The sequence below is a fragment of the Burkholderia cepacia GG4 genome (assembly GCF_000292915.1).
GTDB lineage: Bacteria > Pseudomonadota > Gammaproteobacteria > Burkholderiales > Burkholderiaceae > Burkholderia > Burkholderia cepacia_D.
This window is the reverse complement of sequence record NC_018513.1, coordinates 1284396-1298268: the sequence shown is the minus strand read 5'-3', so window position 1 is coordinate 1298268 and position 13873 is coordinate 1284396. Positions and strand designations below refer to the sequence as shown.

15 protein-coding genes are annotated in these 13873 nt (G+C 65.3%); 8 read left to right on the top strand and 7 right to left on the bottom strand.

Annotated elements, in window-relative coordinates; all coding sequences use genetic code 11:
• Window positions 1-206 precede the first annotated feature (206 nt).
• The 4 genes from GEM_RS05920 (at window position 207) to GEM_RS05905 (ending at window position 4009) form a co-directional block, all read left to right on the top strand.
• Window positions 207-1424 carry a DUF2863 family protein gene (locus GEM_RS05920; RefSeq protein WP_041490459.1) on the top strand — a complete coding sequence of 406 codons (1218 nt, stop codon included), beginning with the start codon at window positions 207-209 and terminating at the stop codon, window positions 1422-1424.
• 209 nt (window positions 1425-1633) lie between these two features.
• Window positions 1634-2470, top strand: coding sequence for a response regulator transcription factor (locus GEM_RS05915; protein WP_014896529.1), 837 nt, complete (start codon window positions 1634-1636; stop codon window positions 2468-2470).
• Between the two features lie 75 nt (window positions 2471-2545).
• Window positions 2546-3220 carry an energy-coupling factor ABC transporter permease gene (locus tag GEM_RS05910; protein ID WP_014896528.1) on the top strand — a complete coding sequence of 225 codons (675 nt, stop codon included), beginning with the start codon at window positions 2546-2548 and terminating at the stop codon, window positions 3218-3220.
• A 138-nt stretch (window positions 3221-3358) separates the two neighbouring features.
• The gene (locus tag GEM_RS05905) at window positions 3359-4009 is read left to right on the top strand and encodes a BspC domain-containing protein (RefSeq protein ID WP_014896527.1); all 651 of its coding nucleotides are present in this window, start codon (window positions 3359-3361) and stop codon (window positions 4007-4009) included.
• Between the two features lie 83 nt (window positions 4010-4092).
• Here GEM_RS05905 and GEM_RS05900 read toward each other — a convergent pair whose 3' ends face one another.
• Together GEM_RS05900 and yaaA are read right to left on the bottom strand one after the other, a co-directional pair.
• Window positions 4093-5247, bottom strand: coding sequence for a M14 family metallopeptidase (locus GEM_RS05900; protein WP_014896526.1), 1155 nt, complete (start codon window positions 5245-5247; stop codon window positions 4093-4095).
• 88 nt (window positions 5248-5335) lie between these two features.
• Window positions 5336-6118: a peroxide stress protein YaaA gene (gene yaaA, locus GEM_RS05895; protein ID WP_014896525.1), complete on the bottom strand. Its 783-nt coding sequence runs from the start codon at window positions 6116-6118 to the stop codon at window positions 5336-5338.
• A 57-nt stretch (window positions 6119-6175) separates the two neighbouring features.
• On the opposite strand from yaaA, the gene GEM_RS05890 reads away from it, so the two are divergent.
• Both GEM_RS05890 and GEM_RS05885 read left to right on the top strand, forming a co-directional pair.
• Window positions 6176-6673 (top strand): putative toxin-antitoxin system toxin component, PIN family, encoded by a 498-nt coding sequence (locus GEM_RS05890; protein ID WP_014896524.1) that lies wholly within the window; start codon window positions 6176-6178, stop codon window positions 6671-6673.
• Window positions 6674-6706: 33 nt separating this feature from the next.
• Window positions 6707-7879 carry a pyridoxal phosphate-dependent aminotransferase gene (locus GEM_RS05885; protein ID WP_041490458.1) on the top strand — a complete coding sequence of 391 codons (1173 nt, stop codon included), beginning with the start codon at window positions 6707-6709 and terminating at the stop codon, window positions 7877-7879.
• Between the two features lie 69 nt (window positions 7880-7948).
• Here the strand turns inward: GEM_RS05885 and GEM_RS05880 are convergent, their stop codons facing one another.
• Window positions 7949-8605, bottom strand: a complete 657-nt coding sequence (locus tag GEM_RS05880; protein ID WP_014896522.1) for a glutathione S-transferase — start codon at window positions 8603-8605, stop codon at window positions 7949-7951.
• 211 nt (window positions 8606-8816) lie between these two features.
• Here GEM_RS05880 and GEM_RS05875 point away from each other — a divergent pair, with 211 nt between their 5' ends.
• Entirely contained in the window at window positions 8817-9608 is a 792-nt protein-coding gene (locus GEM_RS05875) for an oxepin-CoA hydrolase, alternative type (RefSeq protein WP_014896521.1), read from the top strand.
• A gap of 174 nt (window positions 9609-9782) precedes the next feature.
• On the top strand, window positions 9783-10475 hold the full coding sequence (locus tag GEM_RS05870) for a glutathione binding-like protein (RefSeq protein WP_014896520.1): 693 nt from the start codon (window positions 9783-9785) through the stop codon (window positions 10473-10475).
• Window positions 10476-10526: 51 nt separating this feature from the next.
• Here GEM_RS05870 and GEM_RS05865 read toward each other — a convergent pair whose 3' ends face one another.
• From GEM_RS05865 to GEM_RS05850, 4 genes are read right to left on the bottom strand one after another with little or no spacing between them, the layout of a single operon-like run.
• Window positions 10527-11003, bottom strand: a complete 477-nt coding sequence (locus GEM_RS05865) for a MaoC family dehydratase (RefSeq protein WP_014896519.1) — start codon at window positions 11001-11003, stop codon at window positions 10527-10529.
• Window positions 11000-11461 carry a MaoC family dehydratase gene (locus GEM_RS05860; protein ID WP_041490620.1) on the bottom strand — a complete coding sequence of 154 codons (462 nt, stop codon included), beginning with the start codon at window positions 11459-11461 and terminating at the stop codon, window positions 11000-11002. The genes GEM_RS05865 and GEM_RS05860 overlap by 4 nt, the downstream gene beginning before the upstream one ends.
• A gap of 32 nt (window positions 11462-11493) precedes the next feature.
• A complete protein-coding gene (locus tag GEM_RS05855; protein ID WP_014896517.1) occupies window positions 11494-12627 on the bottom strand; it encodes an acyl-CoA dehydrogenase family protein in 1134 nt (377 codons plus the stop codon).
• A 19-nt stretch (window positions 12628-12646) separates the two neighbouring features.
• Window positions 12647-13843 carry an acyl-CoA dehydrogenase family protein gene (locus tag GEM_RS05850; protein WP_014896516.1) on the bottom strand — a complete coding sequence of 399 codons (1197 nt, stop codon included), beginning with the start codon at window positions 13841-13843 and terminating at the stop codon, window positions 12647-12649.
• Window positions 13844-13873: the final 30 nt, after the last annotated feature.

The window sequence follows — 13873 nt, the reverse complement described above, 5'->3', positions numbered from 1 at the left end:
CTTCCCTTCCCTCCCGCGCTGCGTTTCCGTTAGCGCGAAAGAGGCGTGATTCTATGCAGTAGCTGGCGATCGCGCAAGGGGTTTGATGCATTATTTTTCACGCCCCGCGATTCGACCTTCCGGCCATGCCCGAGCACGAGACCGCTTATGGTGCAAAGAACGGACTAGAATGTGAGGTTCTTCGCCTCTTTCTATACGTATTTAATATGCGCCAGCGAATCGCCAAACGCCTCCCCCCCGACGCCGACAAACTGGTCGGCCTGTCGCTTGCGCTCTTCGCGTCGGGCAGCCGCATCGAGGATCGCTTCTGGGAAGCGAAGCTCGATGCGCTGCTCGCCAAGATCGTTCGCAACGGCAACCAGACCACGCTCGACGCCGCACTCGACCATCTCCAGCAGAATCACCCCGATGCGTACGGTGCGCTCGCCGACATGGCCGAGACGCACAGCGAGTCGATGGTGATCGAGCACGACGGCCAGCCGTACGACGCGCTGCTGGTCGCCGTCCCCGTTCTTGCGTGGACGCGCTACATGATTCCGTCGGGACCGTTGAAGGGCGACGTGGCCGATGCGCTGCGCACGCACCTGCAAGCACACGTGCTCGCAACCGGCACGCTCGTCGGGCTCGCCCCGTTCCTGTACAGCATCGACCAGTTGCCGCGGCACCACGTCGAGACCTACCGGCTCGCCCAGCAACTCGCGCATGCGGCAATCGGCCAGCACGCAGCCAAGCTCAGCTTCGGCGACCTGCCCGAAACCTCGCCGATCCTCGCTGACCCGCGCTTCCTGCTCGCCGTCGTGGCAGCCCCTGCCGGCGCACCGTTGTTCCGCTGGCAGGAAGAAGAGCACGGCAACCGGATCGAGCGCGGCCAGTGTCTCGAGCAATGGACGGCCCAGGGCGGCCCGAACCTGTCGGTCGCACTCCCCGGCTGCGAGTTCGAATGCCTGCTTCCGGACGCGTACTATTCGGCTTGCCGGGATGCGGACGAACGCATCCGACCGCACACGGTCCGAACGGCCATCCGTTATCTTTTCGACACACTTGGTGCGGCACCGCAGGAACTGCGCGCCGTGGTCGCCGGCTTCGGCGAACGTCGGATCGACGAGTATCGCGTCGGCTTCACTCGACGCGCCAGCAACGACGTGATCTATGGCGTCGTGTGGCCGCTCTACGGCCGCGAGAACGGCGACGTGGCGAGCGACAACGCGACGCTCGAAGGCGAAGCACCGATCGAAGGACCGCTCGAGGAAATCGTGAGCCTGCTGAAGGAATGCGGTGTAACCGACGTCCGGCGGCACGCAGGCCGCTTCGAACCCGAGTACTGCGACGACTGCGGCGTGCCGCTCTATGCGGATCCGCTCGGCGAAATCGTCCATGCGGAAATGCCGGAAGACGCGTCCCCCGCCCAGCCGCACTTTCACTGATCGGCACCGCAGGCCCGCATGGCCTGCCCACCCGAAGCCGCTCCCGGTTCCAGCCGGAGCGGCTTTTTTTTCGTCCGTATTCCCATCCCTCCAAATTTCAGACTTTTCCTAAGCCTTTCAGCCAAGCAGACATCGTGTAAGGTCTTTGTCATCATCGGACCCAAGGCATGCCGACGGCAGCTCAATGACTCACCTTACGGAGGTTGAATATGCGGTTCCTGGTGCTGAACTCAGACGCCGAACGGCGTGACGGGCTGAAGGCCCTGCTGCGGCAGATCGACCGTCACGCCAGCATCAACGATGCGCCCGATAGTTTCCAGGCGCGCCGGCTGCTGCGCACCCAGCGTTTCGACCTCGTCGCGATCGACTGGCTGGACGTCGGCCGGCTCAGCGAGCTTCAGGCGCTCTGCAGCGCCTGCTCGCCGACACCCGCCGCGGTACTGATCGACGAATCCACGCCGGAAGGCATCCAGCGCTTCTTCAACTATGGCGTCGCCGGCGTGATCCCGCACTCCACGCGGCCGCACCTGATCGTGCGGGCGCTCGAAATGGTTCTGCTGGGCGGGCACTACATCCCGCCGATTGCGCTCAGCCTGCTTCCCTCCGCCGCCGCGGCACGCCACGACACCCATTTCCAGACGCTCGCCGGATCGCTGCCGCGCCGCCCGCCAAGCGGCCTGCTGTCGCCGAGACAGGCGCAGATCATGCGGTTCGTCCATATGGGCAGCACCAACAAGATGATCGCGCGTACGCTCGGCATCAGCGAGGGCACGGTGAAGATCCACCTCGCCAGCATCTTCCAGCAGCTCGGCGCGGCAAACCGCGCCGCCGCCGTCGCGATCTACAACGGCTGGCTGTCGCCCCATCTCGAGGTATTGCTGGCGAATCGCGATCGCGCACGCAAACCGGCCATCGGCGAACGCGGCCCGGTTCCGCTGCGCACGCAACGGAACGAACGGGCGTACCCGTTGCCTGGGACAAATACCGGTACCCAGGACTTGCCGCTCGCGGCCGAACCGCCAGCGCGGTTTCGGCGCGAGCGCTAATCGGACAGTATCGATATTGCGACGGTCGGCATGTGCGGATTCCCACCTTTGATGCTCAACGAGTAATATGGACGCATGGGTTTTCTTTTCACACCGCTTCCGCTCTGGGTTGGCGTCGGTGGCTGGATCGCCGCCTTGGCGCTGCTCGCGCTCGCGCTCTGGAATCGTCCGTTCGTCCGCCTGCAGGACGCAACGCTCCAGCACGTGTGGCTCGCGCTCGTCACCGCGATTACGGTGCTCTGGGCCTCGAACGCATGGCTCGAGGACGGCATCGTCATGCATCTGCTCGGCGCGACGCTGCTCGTCACGCTGTTCGACTGGACGCTTGCACTGATCGCGATGGGCGCCGTCACGGCCGTCGCCGCGATCGTCTTCGATGCGCCGTGGCAGGGCATCGGCCTCACCTATCTGATCTACGGCGCGCTTCCGGTCGCTGTGTCGGCGTTGCTGCAGCGCGCGGCGCTCGCATGGCTGCCGCATAACCTCGCGTCGTTCATTACCGGCCAGGGATTCCTGTCGCCGGCCATCTCGATCGTCGCGGTCGCCGCGGCCGCGGGTGGCGTCCAGCTCGCGCTCGCGGACGGCGTGCCGGTCGTGATTCCTGCCGGCTATCTGCTGAACACTGCGCTGCTGGCGCTTGGGGAAGCGTGGTTCACCGGCATGGCTACCGCGCTCATCGCCGTCTATCGCCCTGCGTGGGTCACGACGTTCGACGTTCGACGCTACCGTCTCGGCGGCCCGCGCGCCTGAAAGTCCTTCCGTCCCGGTGCGATCGGCGCACGCGGCGATCCGTTTCCACAGCGCAGGAGAGCGCGGCACCTACTGCCGCGCAACTTTTTTACGCTAAGATTGAACTCCTGCTCTTCATCGGGCATCTATACGAGCCCGATGCCTCATTTGCTCCTCACCAATAACCAGATGGACAGCTCTCCTGCCTCGCTCCGGATTTTCCGGGCGCTCGGCAAGCTGGCGGCCTGTGTCGCAGGCCTGTCGCTTGCGCTTCCGGCACCGGTATTCGCCGACCTCCTCGACCAGCGCTCCGAACTGATCAACAAATTCGTCAACGAGATGCACGCCGATCCGATCGTCGCCGATTGTGCGGCGCACGGCAGCTTCATCGCCAGCACGTCGTCGGCCTTCGACCGCGTCGACTTCGCGCCGAACGCGTTCGAAAGCGGCAACGCCACGATCACGCCGTGGAACGACTCGTTCGATCAGGGCAAACAGCGCGTGAAAGTCGACAACATCGTCACCGTGGATGGCCTCGGTATCCACAGCAACGGCAGCGACCCGACGCCGCTGAAATTCCGCTGCGGCTATGTCGGCCAGCAAATGCTTGCGTTCAGCTGGAACGATCCGGTTGCGCCGCTGAAGCCGCGCGTCGAGCGCCCCTCGTCGTCGACGAAGAAGTTCTCGGGCAAATCGCACCGCGGCAAGGTCAAGGCCAAGGCCTCGGGCCGCACCGGCAAGAAAGCCGTCGCGACCAAAAAATCAGGCGGCCAGAAGAAAGCCGTGAAGAAGACGGCGAAGAAGTCCTGATACGACGAAGCACCAACGACAGAAACAAAATAGCCGGCGCATCGGATGATGCACCGGCTTTTTTCATATCGTCGACAGTGCGCTTACGCGAATGCCTCGGCGTGCACCAGGATCGCCGCCAGCATCGCCGCGCCGAGCGCCGCGCTACGCTCGCCGTTCCAGCCGACCCGCTCGTCGGGCAGGTTCGCGTTGTCCTTGAACGGCATCTCGAGCGTCAGCGACAGGCAGCCGAACTGATGGCCGATGTATTTCGACGCGAGCTTGAGCGCGTCCTCCTTGTACTTGCTCGCCGCATAGCCGTGCTCGGTCTGGAAATCCGGGCTCGCGACCTTGAACGCTTCGATGAACGCGGTCTGCTCCTTGCCTTGCTGCTCGGTGAAGCTCGGCAGCATCTCCGAACCGGCAACGAACACGTACGGCAGATCCTCGTCGCCGTGAATGTCGAAGAACATGTCGCAGCCGATCGCATGGATCGCATCACGCACGGCCAGCACTTCGGGGCTGCGCTCGGCATCGGGCTCCATCCACTCGCGATTCAGGTTCGCGCCCGCCGCATTGGTACGCAGGTTGCCGTGCACGCTGCCGTCCGGATTCATGTTCGGGACGATGTAGAACGTCGCGTGGTCGTACAGCTTGCGCGCCACCGGATCGCCCGCCCAGTCGCCCCATCCGGCCAGCCGCTTGACGAGCCCTTCGATGAACCACTCGGCCATGGTTTCGCCGGGGTGCTGGCGCGCGATGATCCACACCTTCTTCTTCGGCGCGCCGTCGACCTCCGGCGTACCGAGCGTCAGCAACGACATCGGACGGCCTTCGACCGTGCGGCCGAGTTCGACGACGCTTGCCTGCGGCAATTGCTGGACCGCGCCGAGAAACGCCGCGTGACGCTCTTCGGAATACGGCTCGAAATACGCGTAGTAGATACTGTCGAACTCGGGCGTATGGTCGATGGTCATCGTCTTGCCGTCGAATGTCGTCGGCACGCGGAACCAGTCGACCCGGTCGTAGCTCGCGACCGCGCTGTAGTTGCGCCAGCCCGACGGATACGCGCATTCGGCCGCATTTTCGAACGACATCACGCAGCGCTCGCCGCGCGCGCCCGTCAAGCGGTAGTAGAACCATTGCGCGAATTCCGAGCGGCTGTCGCCGCGTACGCGCAACCGGATCGCGTCCGGGCTTTCGCACGACACGACGTCGATCGCGCCCGCGTCGAAATTGCTGGTGATCGAAAGGGTCATCTGTCTCTCCTCCTGCGACCGGAACGGGCGGTTTGCCGCGTGTCCGGCCTCATGCATGCGCCGGCTGTCTCGTGAACGGCCGGCATGGTCACTCGCCGATTCGCCGGCGATATACGTAAGTCGAATCGTTCGACGCAGAGGCATCGAACGCGTAGTCTTCCACCGCAAAATCCTTTAGCGCCGCCGGTTCGGCGATGCGATTCTCGACGATATAGCGCGCCATCAGGCCACGTGCGCGCTTCGCGTGGAAGCTGATGATCTTGTAGCGGCCGCCCTTCCAGTCCTCGAACACCGGCGTGATGACGGGCGCGGCCAGCAGCTTCGGCTTGACCGACTTGAAGTACTCGGTCGACGCGCAGTTGACCAGCACGCGCGCCGCACCGCTGCGCGTCTCGAGCTGCTCGTTCAGTGCCCGAGTGATCCGGTCGCCCCAGAACGCGTACAGATCCTTGCCACGCGCGTTCGCGAACCGGGTCCCCATCTCGAGCCGGTACGGTTGCAGCAGGTCGAGCGGACGCAGCAGCCCGTACAGGCCCGACAGTACGCGCACGTGCTGCTGCGCATAGTCGAGATCGGCGGCCGACAGCGATTTCGCGTCGAACCCTTCGTACACGTCGCCATTGAACGCGAGCACCGCCTGCTTCGCATTGTCCTGCGTGAAACTCGGCGACCAGTCCGCGTAGCGCTGGAAGTTCAAGCGCGCGAGCGGGTCGGAAATGTCCATCAGCGTCGCGATGTCCTGCGGCGACAGCTTGCGCAGGCCGTCGATCAATTCCGATGCGTCGTCGACGAATGCAGGCTTCGTGTAAGACGGGACGTGGGCGGGCGTATCGTAGTCGAGGGATTTGGCTGGGGAGAGAACGATTATCATAGAGGCTCGCTGGCACGCCGTGCCTTGCGGTCAGACGAAAACCACCGATTGTAACGAATGACCAGCTCCCTCGCCCCGCATGCCGCACATCGCGTCGTGCTCGACTCGAACGTCTGGATCGACATACTCGTATTCGACGACCCCGCCACCCGCCCGATCCGGGCTGCGCTCGAACGTGGCACGCTCGCCGCCGTGATTGACGGCCGCTGCCTGAACGAACTCGAGCTCGTGCTCGACTACCCGCAGTTCCAGGCGCGCGCAATCGACAAGGCCGAAGCGCTCGCGACCGTCGCCCGCCTGACGAGCCTCGTCGAGCCGCCACCCGTCGACGCCGACGCACTGCCGCTGCCGAAGTGCAAGGACCGCGACGATCAGAAGTTTCTCGAGCTCGCGCGCGCCGCGCAGGCCGAATGGCTCGTGTCGAAGGACCGCGCGCTGCTCAAGCTCGCGAAGCGCACCGCACGCGACTTCGGCTTCCGGATCGCGCAGCCCGCGCCGTTTACCGAAGCCTGCGCGCTCGATGCCGCGTCGGCCACCACCACCACGCCGGCCTGACGGGCCCGGCGCCACCCGCTTGCGACCGTATCGATGAACGCTCCTTCCGACATGCCTATGACTCCCGTTTTCCCCTCGCGCCTGCCGAACGTCGGCACGACGATCTTCACGGTCATGAGTGCCCTCGCCGCCGAGAAAGGCGCAGTGAACCTCGGCCAAGGCTTCCCGGATTTCGACTGCGACCCGCGCATCCTCGACGCGGTCTCGACCGCGATGCGCAACGGTCACAACCAGTATCCGCCGATGGCCGGCGTCGCACCGCTGCGCGACGCGATCGCCGACAAGATTGTGCAGGTGTACGGCCGGCGCTACGATCCGGCCACCGAGATCACGGTCACGGCCGGCGCGACGCAGGCACTGCTGACGGCGATCCTGTGCGCGGTGCATCCGGGCGATGAAGTGATCGTCGTCGAACCGACCTACGACAGCTATCTGCCGTCGATCGAACTCGCCGGCGGCAAGCCGGTGTTCGTCACGCTGGAAGCGCCCGACTATGCGATCCCGTTCGATCGGCTCGCTGCCGCGATCACGCCGAAGACGCGGATGATCATGATCAACACACCGCACAACCCGACCGGCACGGTGTGGCGCGAGGCCGACATGCGCAAGCTCGAGGAGATCGTGCGAGGCACCAACGTGCTGATCCTGTCGGATGAAGTGTACGAACACATGGTCTACGATGGCGCGCGGCACGAGAGCGTCGCACGCTACCCGGAACTGGCCGCGCGCAGCTTCATCGTGTCGAGCTTCGGGAAGACCTACCATGTGACGGGCTGGAAGGTCGGCTATGTCGCGGCGCCGGCCGCACTGACCGCGGAGTTCCGCAAGGTCCATCAGTTCAACGTGTTCACGGTGAACACGCCGATGCAGATCGGGCTCGCCGACTACCTGCGCGATCCGACCCCGTACCGGACGCTGCCCGACTTCTACCAGAAGAAGCGCGACTTCTTCCGCGCCGGCCTCGAACGCACGCGCTTCAAGCTGCTGCCGTGCCCGGGCACGTACTTCCAGTGCGTCGACTATTCGGCGATCAGCGACCTGCCCGAAGCAGAATTCTCGAAGTGGCTCACGTCGGAGATCGGCGTGGCGGCAATTCCGGTGTCGGCGTTCTATCACGAACCGCACGAATCGGGCGTCGTGCGCTTCTGCTTCGCGAAGCAGGAAGGCACGCTCGCGTCCGCACTCGAACGGCTCGCGCGCCTGTAAGTCCGGGCCAGTCCGGGCCAGTCCGGCACCGGCAGCCGGGCGCTGCCCGGTGCCGCGCCCAGGTCGCGCTTACGAACGCGCGGCGCTCGTTGCCTCGACGTAGGCCTTGCGATCGGCCGCCACGCGCTGCGCGGCCGGCCGCTCGCCGACCAGCTTCACGTGCGCCTTCCAGTCGATGCCCGCGTCGAGCAGGAAATCGCGGCCGAAGATGGCCTTCGTCGCCATCCCGATCACCGGCAGATGGATCGCTGCGGCAATGTCCGCAAGACTGAATGTGTCACCGAGCACGTAGGGCGAGAACTGCGCCATCCGCTTGAACGCATCGATCGCACGCGGCAGGCGCTTCTCGACATGCGCCTTCATCCCGTCGCTGACCTTGCCGCCGAAAAACGCTTCCGTATAGACCTCGCGCGCGGTCCATTCGAGATACAGCTCGAGCGTCTCGACGAGTTCGCGCACCTTCGCGGCCGCAAACGGCCCGGCCGGGAAAATGGCCTTGTCGGGATAACGCGCCGCCAGATACTCGATGATCACCTGCGACTCGAACAGCGCGCCCTCTTCCGTCTTCACGAACGGAATCTTGCCGAGCGGCGAATCGGCGAGCAGTGCCGGATCGCTGATCGGCAAGCTGCATGCCGATTCCTCGAACGGGATGTCATGTTCGAGCAGGACGAACTTCACCTTGTTGTAGTAGTTGGACAACGGAATACCGCACAGCTGTAGCATCGGAGTCTCCTTCGTTGCTGAAACGCGGCCGCGGTGACGCCGGCCGCATCGGGATGCGTCGCGCTGAAAAGCACGTTCGTGCTAGTCTAAAGCAGTTTCACGTCCGTCATGACAACAATACATCCGCTGCGGCAGCACCCTCACGGGTATGCGCACGACCCCGCGTAACATGCGGCGCCGCAGCCTCGCCATCCGATGGAGACACCCTCGCATGAGTGCTGAACTGCTGGCCTCGCGTCCGCCCGAGAGCGAATCGACGCTCCTCCTCACGCTGTCCAATCCCGGCGCGCGCAACGCGCTGCATCCCGACATGTATGCGGCCGGCGTCGAAGCGCTCGCCACCGCCGAGCGCGATCCCGCGATTCGCGCCGTCGTGCTCACGGGGGCCGATCGTTTCTTTTGCGCGGGCGGCAACCTGAACCGGCTGCTCGACAACCGCTCGAAGGATCCGTCCTACCAGGCCGACAGCATCGATCAGCTCGGCGCGTGGATCTCGGCGATTCGCGCAGCGACGAAGCCCGTGATCGCGGCAGTCGAAGGTGCGGCGGCCGGCGCGGGCTTCTCGCTCGCGCTCGCGTGCGACCTGATCGTTGCCGCGCACGACGCGAAGTTCGTGATGTCGTACGCACGCGTCGGCCTCACGCCCGACGGCGGCGGCTCGTGGTTCCTCGCGCGCGCGCTGCCGCGTGCGCTCGCCGCCGAAATCCTGTTCGAGGGCAAGCCGGTTGCGGCCGAACGCCTGCATACGCTCGGCGTGGTCAATCGGCTCGCCGTGCCCGGTGCCGCACTGTCCGACGCGCTCGCGTGGGCCGACTCGCTTGCCGGCATCTCGCCGAACGCGCTCACGCGCATCAAGTCGCTGCTCGACGATGCGACCGCGCAGCCGCTCGATGCGCATCTCGGCACCGAGCGCGATCACTTCGTCGCGTCGCTGCATCACGCGGACGCGTATGAAGGCATTACCGCGTTTCTCGACAAGCGCCAACCACACTACAGGCGCTAACCGCACGCGCTTCCGCGGTTCAAGCGGCCTCGACGTCGCCACGTCGACACGCACGCGCAGGCGCGCGACCGCACGGTGCCGCCGCCTGCAGCCCCCATCGATCCATGCTCTAATGACCGCCTGTCGCGGCGCCCTGTCGGCGCCGTTTTCGCGCATGCAACGAAGGAGTTGACGATGATCGACGTCTACAGCTGGGCGACCCCGAACGGCCACAAGGTACACATCATGCTCGAGGAAACGGGCCTCGCGTATCGTGTGCATCCGGTCGATATCGGTGCCGGCGACCAGTTCAAGCCCGAATTCCTGAAGATCAGCCCGAACAACAAGATCCCCGCGATCGTCGATCCCGACGGCCCCGGCGGCAAGCCGATCTCGCTGTTCGAATCGGGCGCGATCCTCATCTACCTCGCCGAAAAGACCGGCAAGTTCCTGCCGACCGATCCGGCCGCGCGCTACGCGACGCTCGAATGGCTGATGTTCCAGATGGGCGGCGTCGGACCGATGCTCGGGCAGGCACATCACTTCCGCCTGTATGCGCCGGAGAAGATTGAATATGCGGTCAATCGCTACACGAACGAAGCGAAGCGCCTGTACAACGTGATGGAAAAGCGCCTCGGCGAATCGGAGTATCTCGCGGGCGACGCATACACGATCGCGGACATTGCGACGTTCCCGTGGACGCGCTCGTGGCAGAACCAGGGCGTCGTGCTCGACGAACTGCCGAACGTGAAACGCTGGCACGAGGCGATCGCCGCGCGGCCGGCCGTGCAACGCGGAGTCGAAGTGCTCGCTTCGTTGCGCAAGCCACTGCAGGACGACAAGGCACGCGAGATGTTGTTCGGCGCGACGCAATACGCGAAGCACTGAAGCAACACGCGAGACCCGGCGCAACGGCATCCGTGAATGCCGTTGCGTGCTTCAGAAGTAGTGCAGCGTGATGAATTCCGCCGCACAGACAAGCAGCGGCGCGTCGGGACGCTCGACCTGCATCGACACCGACCACGTCACCTGCACACCGCCCTGCGCGACCTCGGCGGTTTCCTTCACCGCGAACAGCGCGCGCACGCGCGCGCCGACCGGCACCGGCTTCAGGAACCGCACGCGGTTCAGTCCGTAGTTCACGCCCATCTTCTGCTCGAAGCGCATCGCATCGGTCATCAGCGCGGGAATCAGCGACAGCGTCAGGAATCCGTGTGCGATCGGGCCGCCGAACGGCGACTCGCGCCGCGCGCGTTCGGGATCGACGTGAATCCACTGGTGATCACCGGTCGCGTCGGCAAAACCGTCGACCCGACGCTGGTCGATCTCAACCCAACCGCTCGCGAGCGGTTCCGCACCGACCCGCGCATCCAACGCTTGCGTCGACGCGATCAGCGGCAATGTCACGTCCGTCATGCACCGGCTCCGTGCGGATGACGCAGCCCGAAGATCACCTTGGTATGCACGGTGATCACCGTCTCGCCGGCGCCGTTGATGCCGATCCATTCCGTCGACACGATGCCGCGATCGGGCTTGCTCGCCGACACGCGTTTGTCGTGGACCTTCTGGTGCATCGTGATCGTGTCGCCGGCACGCACGGGCTTGAGCCAGCGGATCGAGTCGATACCGGGCGAGCCCATGCTGGTCGAATCCGGTCCGAGCTTCTTGATGAGCAGGCTCATGAACACGGAACACGTATGCCAGCCGCTCGCGACCAATCCGCCGAACGGCGATGCCTTGCCGGCCTCCTCGTCGAGGTGGAACGGCTGCGGATCGTAGCGTTGCGCGAACGCCTTGATGTCGTCGGGCTCGAACGTGTAACGGCCGATTTCGGTGGTACTGCCGACCACCAGATCTTCATAACTGGTACCCACTGTGTCTCCTATGGCGCGCTCGCGCGTCGCCGTCATGCTACGTCGGCCTGCGCGAAATCCGGCAGTGCCGCGATGCGCGCAAGGTGATGATCGGTGTCGCCGAGCGTCGTCTCGATGATCGACAGCCGCTTGAACAGGTGCGCGGCGGCAACCTCGTTGGTTACGCCCATGCCGCCGTGCAGTTGCACTGCCTGCTGGCCGACGAAGCGTGCAGCCGCGCCCACCCGTGCCTTGGCGGCCGAAACCGCCTTGCGCCGCGCATCGGCATCGCCGCCCGCGTAGCGCACCGCCGCGAGGTACGTCAGCGAACGCGCCTGCTCGGCGTGAATCAGCATGTCGACCATCCGGTGCTGCAGCGCCTGGAAACGCGCGATCGGTACGCCGAACTGTTCGCGCGTCTTCGTGTACTCGACCGTCGCGCGGTTCAGTTCGTCGAGTGCGCCGACCGCTTCCGCGCAGAGCAGGAAGGTGGCGTAATCGGCAATCTGCTCGAGCGCGGCCGCGTCGCGTGCACCACCCGTCAACGGTCGCGCAGGCGTTTCATGCAACTCGATCGTCGCGGCGCGCTGGCCGTCGATCGTCCGATAATCGACGACCTTCGCCCCCGCCGCAGCGCGCTCGACGACGAACAGGCCGATGCCGCCGCCGTCGACGCGCGCGGGCACGATCCACGCATCCGCTTGCGCGCCGTGCTGCACGACCGACTTGGTGCCGGTCAGCCGGTAGGCGCCGCCCTGTTCGCGCGCTTGCGTATCGAGTTCGTACAGGTCGTAGCGCGCCCGCGGTTCATGGAACGCAACCGCCAGGCGCTTCTGCCCCTGCGCGACCGCTTCCAGCAGTGCGGCATCGTCACCCGTGCCGGCCCCGGCGACACGCAGCGCCTCGATGCCGACCGCCGTCGCCCAGTACGGCTCGACCACGAGTGCGCGACCGAGCTCCTGCATCACGACGAGCATGTCGACCGGGCCGCCGCCGAAGCCGGCCTGTGCGTCAGGCACCGGCAGCGCGGTCAGACCCAGTTCCGCGAACGCGCTCCATTGCGCGTCCGACACGCCCGCGTCGCTGCGCACGATGGCCTGGCGCGCGTCGAAACCGTATTGCTCGCCGAGATAACGGCGCAGCGCATCGGCAAACTGCTGCTGTTCATCGGTAAAGCTGAAATCCATGGTTGTCTCCGTTCCCTGATCACAGCCCGAGAATCATCTGCGCGATGATGTTCTTCTGAATCTCGTTCGAACCGCCGTAGATCGACGTCTTCCGATAATTGAAGTAGTACGCGGCGAGCGGCGCCGCATCGTCGTCGCCCGCGATGCTGTGTTCGCGTTCGCCGTCGAGAAACGGTACGTCGAACGGCGCGGCAAGCGGGCCGATCGCCTCGAACATCAGCTCGGTGAGCGCCTGCTGCACCTCGGTGCCCTTGATCTTCAGCATCGACGCCTCGGGGCCCGGCCCCTTGCCGCTCGTCTCGCGGCTCACGACGCGCAGCACCGTCACCTCGAGCGCCATCAGCTCGACTTCGAGCGCCGCGACCTTCGCGGCAAACACGGGATCGGCGAGCAACGGCTTGCCGTTCTTGCGCTGGTTCGACGCCACGCGCTTCAGGAACGCGAGCTCGCGCTTCGACGCGCCGACGCGCGCAATGCCGGTGCGCTCGTGACCCAGCAGGTATTTCGCGTAAGTCCATCCGCGGTTTTCGTCGCCGACGAGATTCTCGACGGGCACCTTCACGTCCTCGAAGAACACCTCGTTGACCTCGTGGTCCTCGTCGAGCGTGACGATCGGGCGCACCGTGATGCCGGGCGTGTTCATGTCGATCAGCAGGAACGAGATACCCTCCTGCTTCTTCGCCGCCGGATCGGTGCGCACCAGACAGAACATCATGTCGGCGTACTGGCCGAGCGTCGTCCACGTCTTCTGGCCGTTGACGACATAGTGATCGCCGTGGCGCTCGGCGCGCGTGCGCAGCGACGCGAGATCCGATCCGGAGCCCGGCTCCGAGTAGCCCTGGCACCACCAGTCGGTGCCGTCGAGAATGCGCGGCAGATAGTGGCGCTTCTGCGCTTCGCTGCCGTATTTCATCAGCACCGGCGCGACCATCGATACGCCGAACGGCAGCACGGTCGGCGCGCCGATGCGCGCGCACTCCTCATCCCAGATGTGCCGCTGCGTCGCGTTCCAGTCCGGACCGCCGTATTCGGCCGGCCATGCGGGCGCGGACCAGCCGCGCTGGCCGAGAATCCGGTGCCAGCTCGCGAAATCCTCGCGATCGAGTCGTTTGTGATCGAGTACTTTGGCGCGCAGTGCGCGAGGCAGGTTGGCCTCGAGCCAGGCGCGGATGTCGGCGCGGAATGCGTCGTCGGCGGGGGAATAATCCAGATCCATGCGCAGTGTCTCCTGTCCGCAGCCGTCCAG

Coding starts and splice junctions, on each gene's coding strand:
- GEM_RS05900 (WP_014896526.1), bottom strand. CDS start 5,247: ATGACCCTTTCGATCACCAGCAATTTCGACGCGGGCGCGATCGACGTC.
- GEM_RS05865 (WP_014896519.1), bottom strand. CDS start 11,003: ATGACGGACGTGACATTGCCGCTGATCGCGTCGACGCAAGCGTTGGAT.
- GEM_RS05890 (WP_014896524.1), top strand. CDS start 6,176: ATGACCAGCTCCCTCGCCCCGCATGCCGCACATCGCGTCGTGCTCGAC.
- GEM_RS05855 (WP_014896517.1), bottom strand. CDS start 12,627: ATGGATTTCAGCTTTACCGATGAACAGCAGCAGTTTGCCGATGCGCTG.
- GEM_RS05915 (WP_014896529.1), top strand. CDS start 1,634: ATGCGGTTCCTGGTGCTGAACTCAGACGCCGAACGGCGTGACGGGCTG.
- GEM_RS05875 (WP_014896521.1), top strand. CDS start 8,817: ATGAGTGCTGAACTGCTGGCCTCGCGTCCGCCCGAGAGCGAATCGACG.
- GEM_RS05880 (WP_014896522.1), bottom strand. CDS start 8,605: ATGCTACAGCTGTGCGGTATTCCGTTGTCCAACTACTACAACAAGGTG.
- GEM_RS05850 (WP_014896516.1), bottom strand. CDS start 13,843: ATGGATCTGGATTATTCCCCCGCCGACGACGCATTCCGCGCCGACATC.
- GEM_RS05905 (WP_014896527.1), top strand. CDS start 3,359: ATGCCTCATTTGCTCCTCACCAATAACCAGATGGACAGCTCTCCTGCC.
- yaaA (WP_014896525.1), bottom strand. CDS start 6,118: ATGATAATCGTTCTCTCCCCAGCCAAATCCCTCGACTACGATACGCCC.
- GEM_RS05920 (WP_041490459.1), top strand. CDS start 207: ATGCGCCAGCGAATCGCCAAACGCCTCCCCCCCGACGCCGACAAACTG.
- GEM_RS05910 (WP_014896528.1), top strand. CDS start 2,546: ATGGGTTTTCTTTTCACACCGCTTCCGCTCTGGGTTGGCGTCGGTGGC.
- GEM_RS05885 (WP_041490458.1), top strand. CDS start 6,707: ATGAACGCTCCTTCCGACATGCCTATGACTCCCGTTTTCCCCTCGCGC.
- GEM_RS05870 (WP_014896520.1), top strand. CDS start 9,783: ATGATCGACGTCTACAGCTGGGCGACCCCGAACGGCCACAAGGTACAC.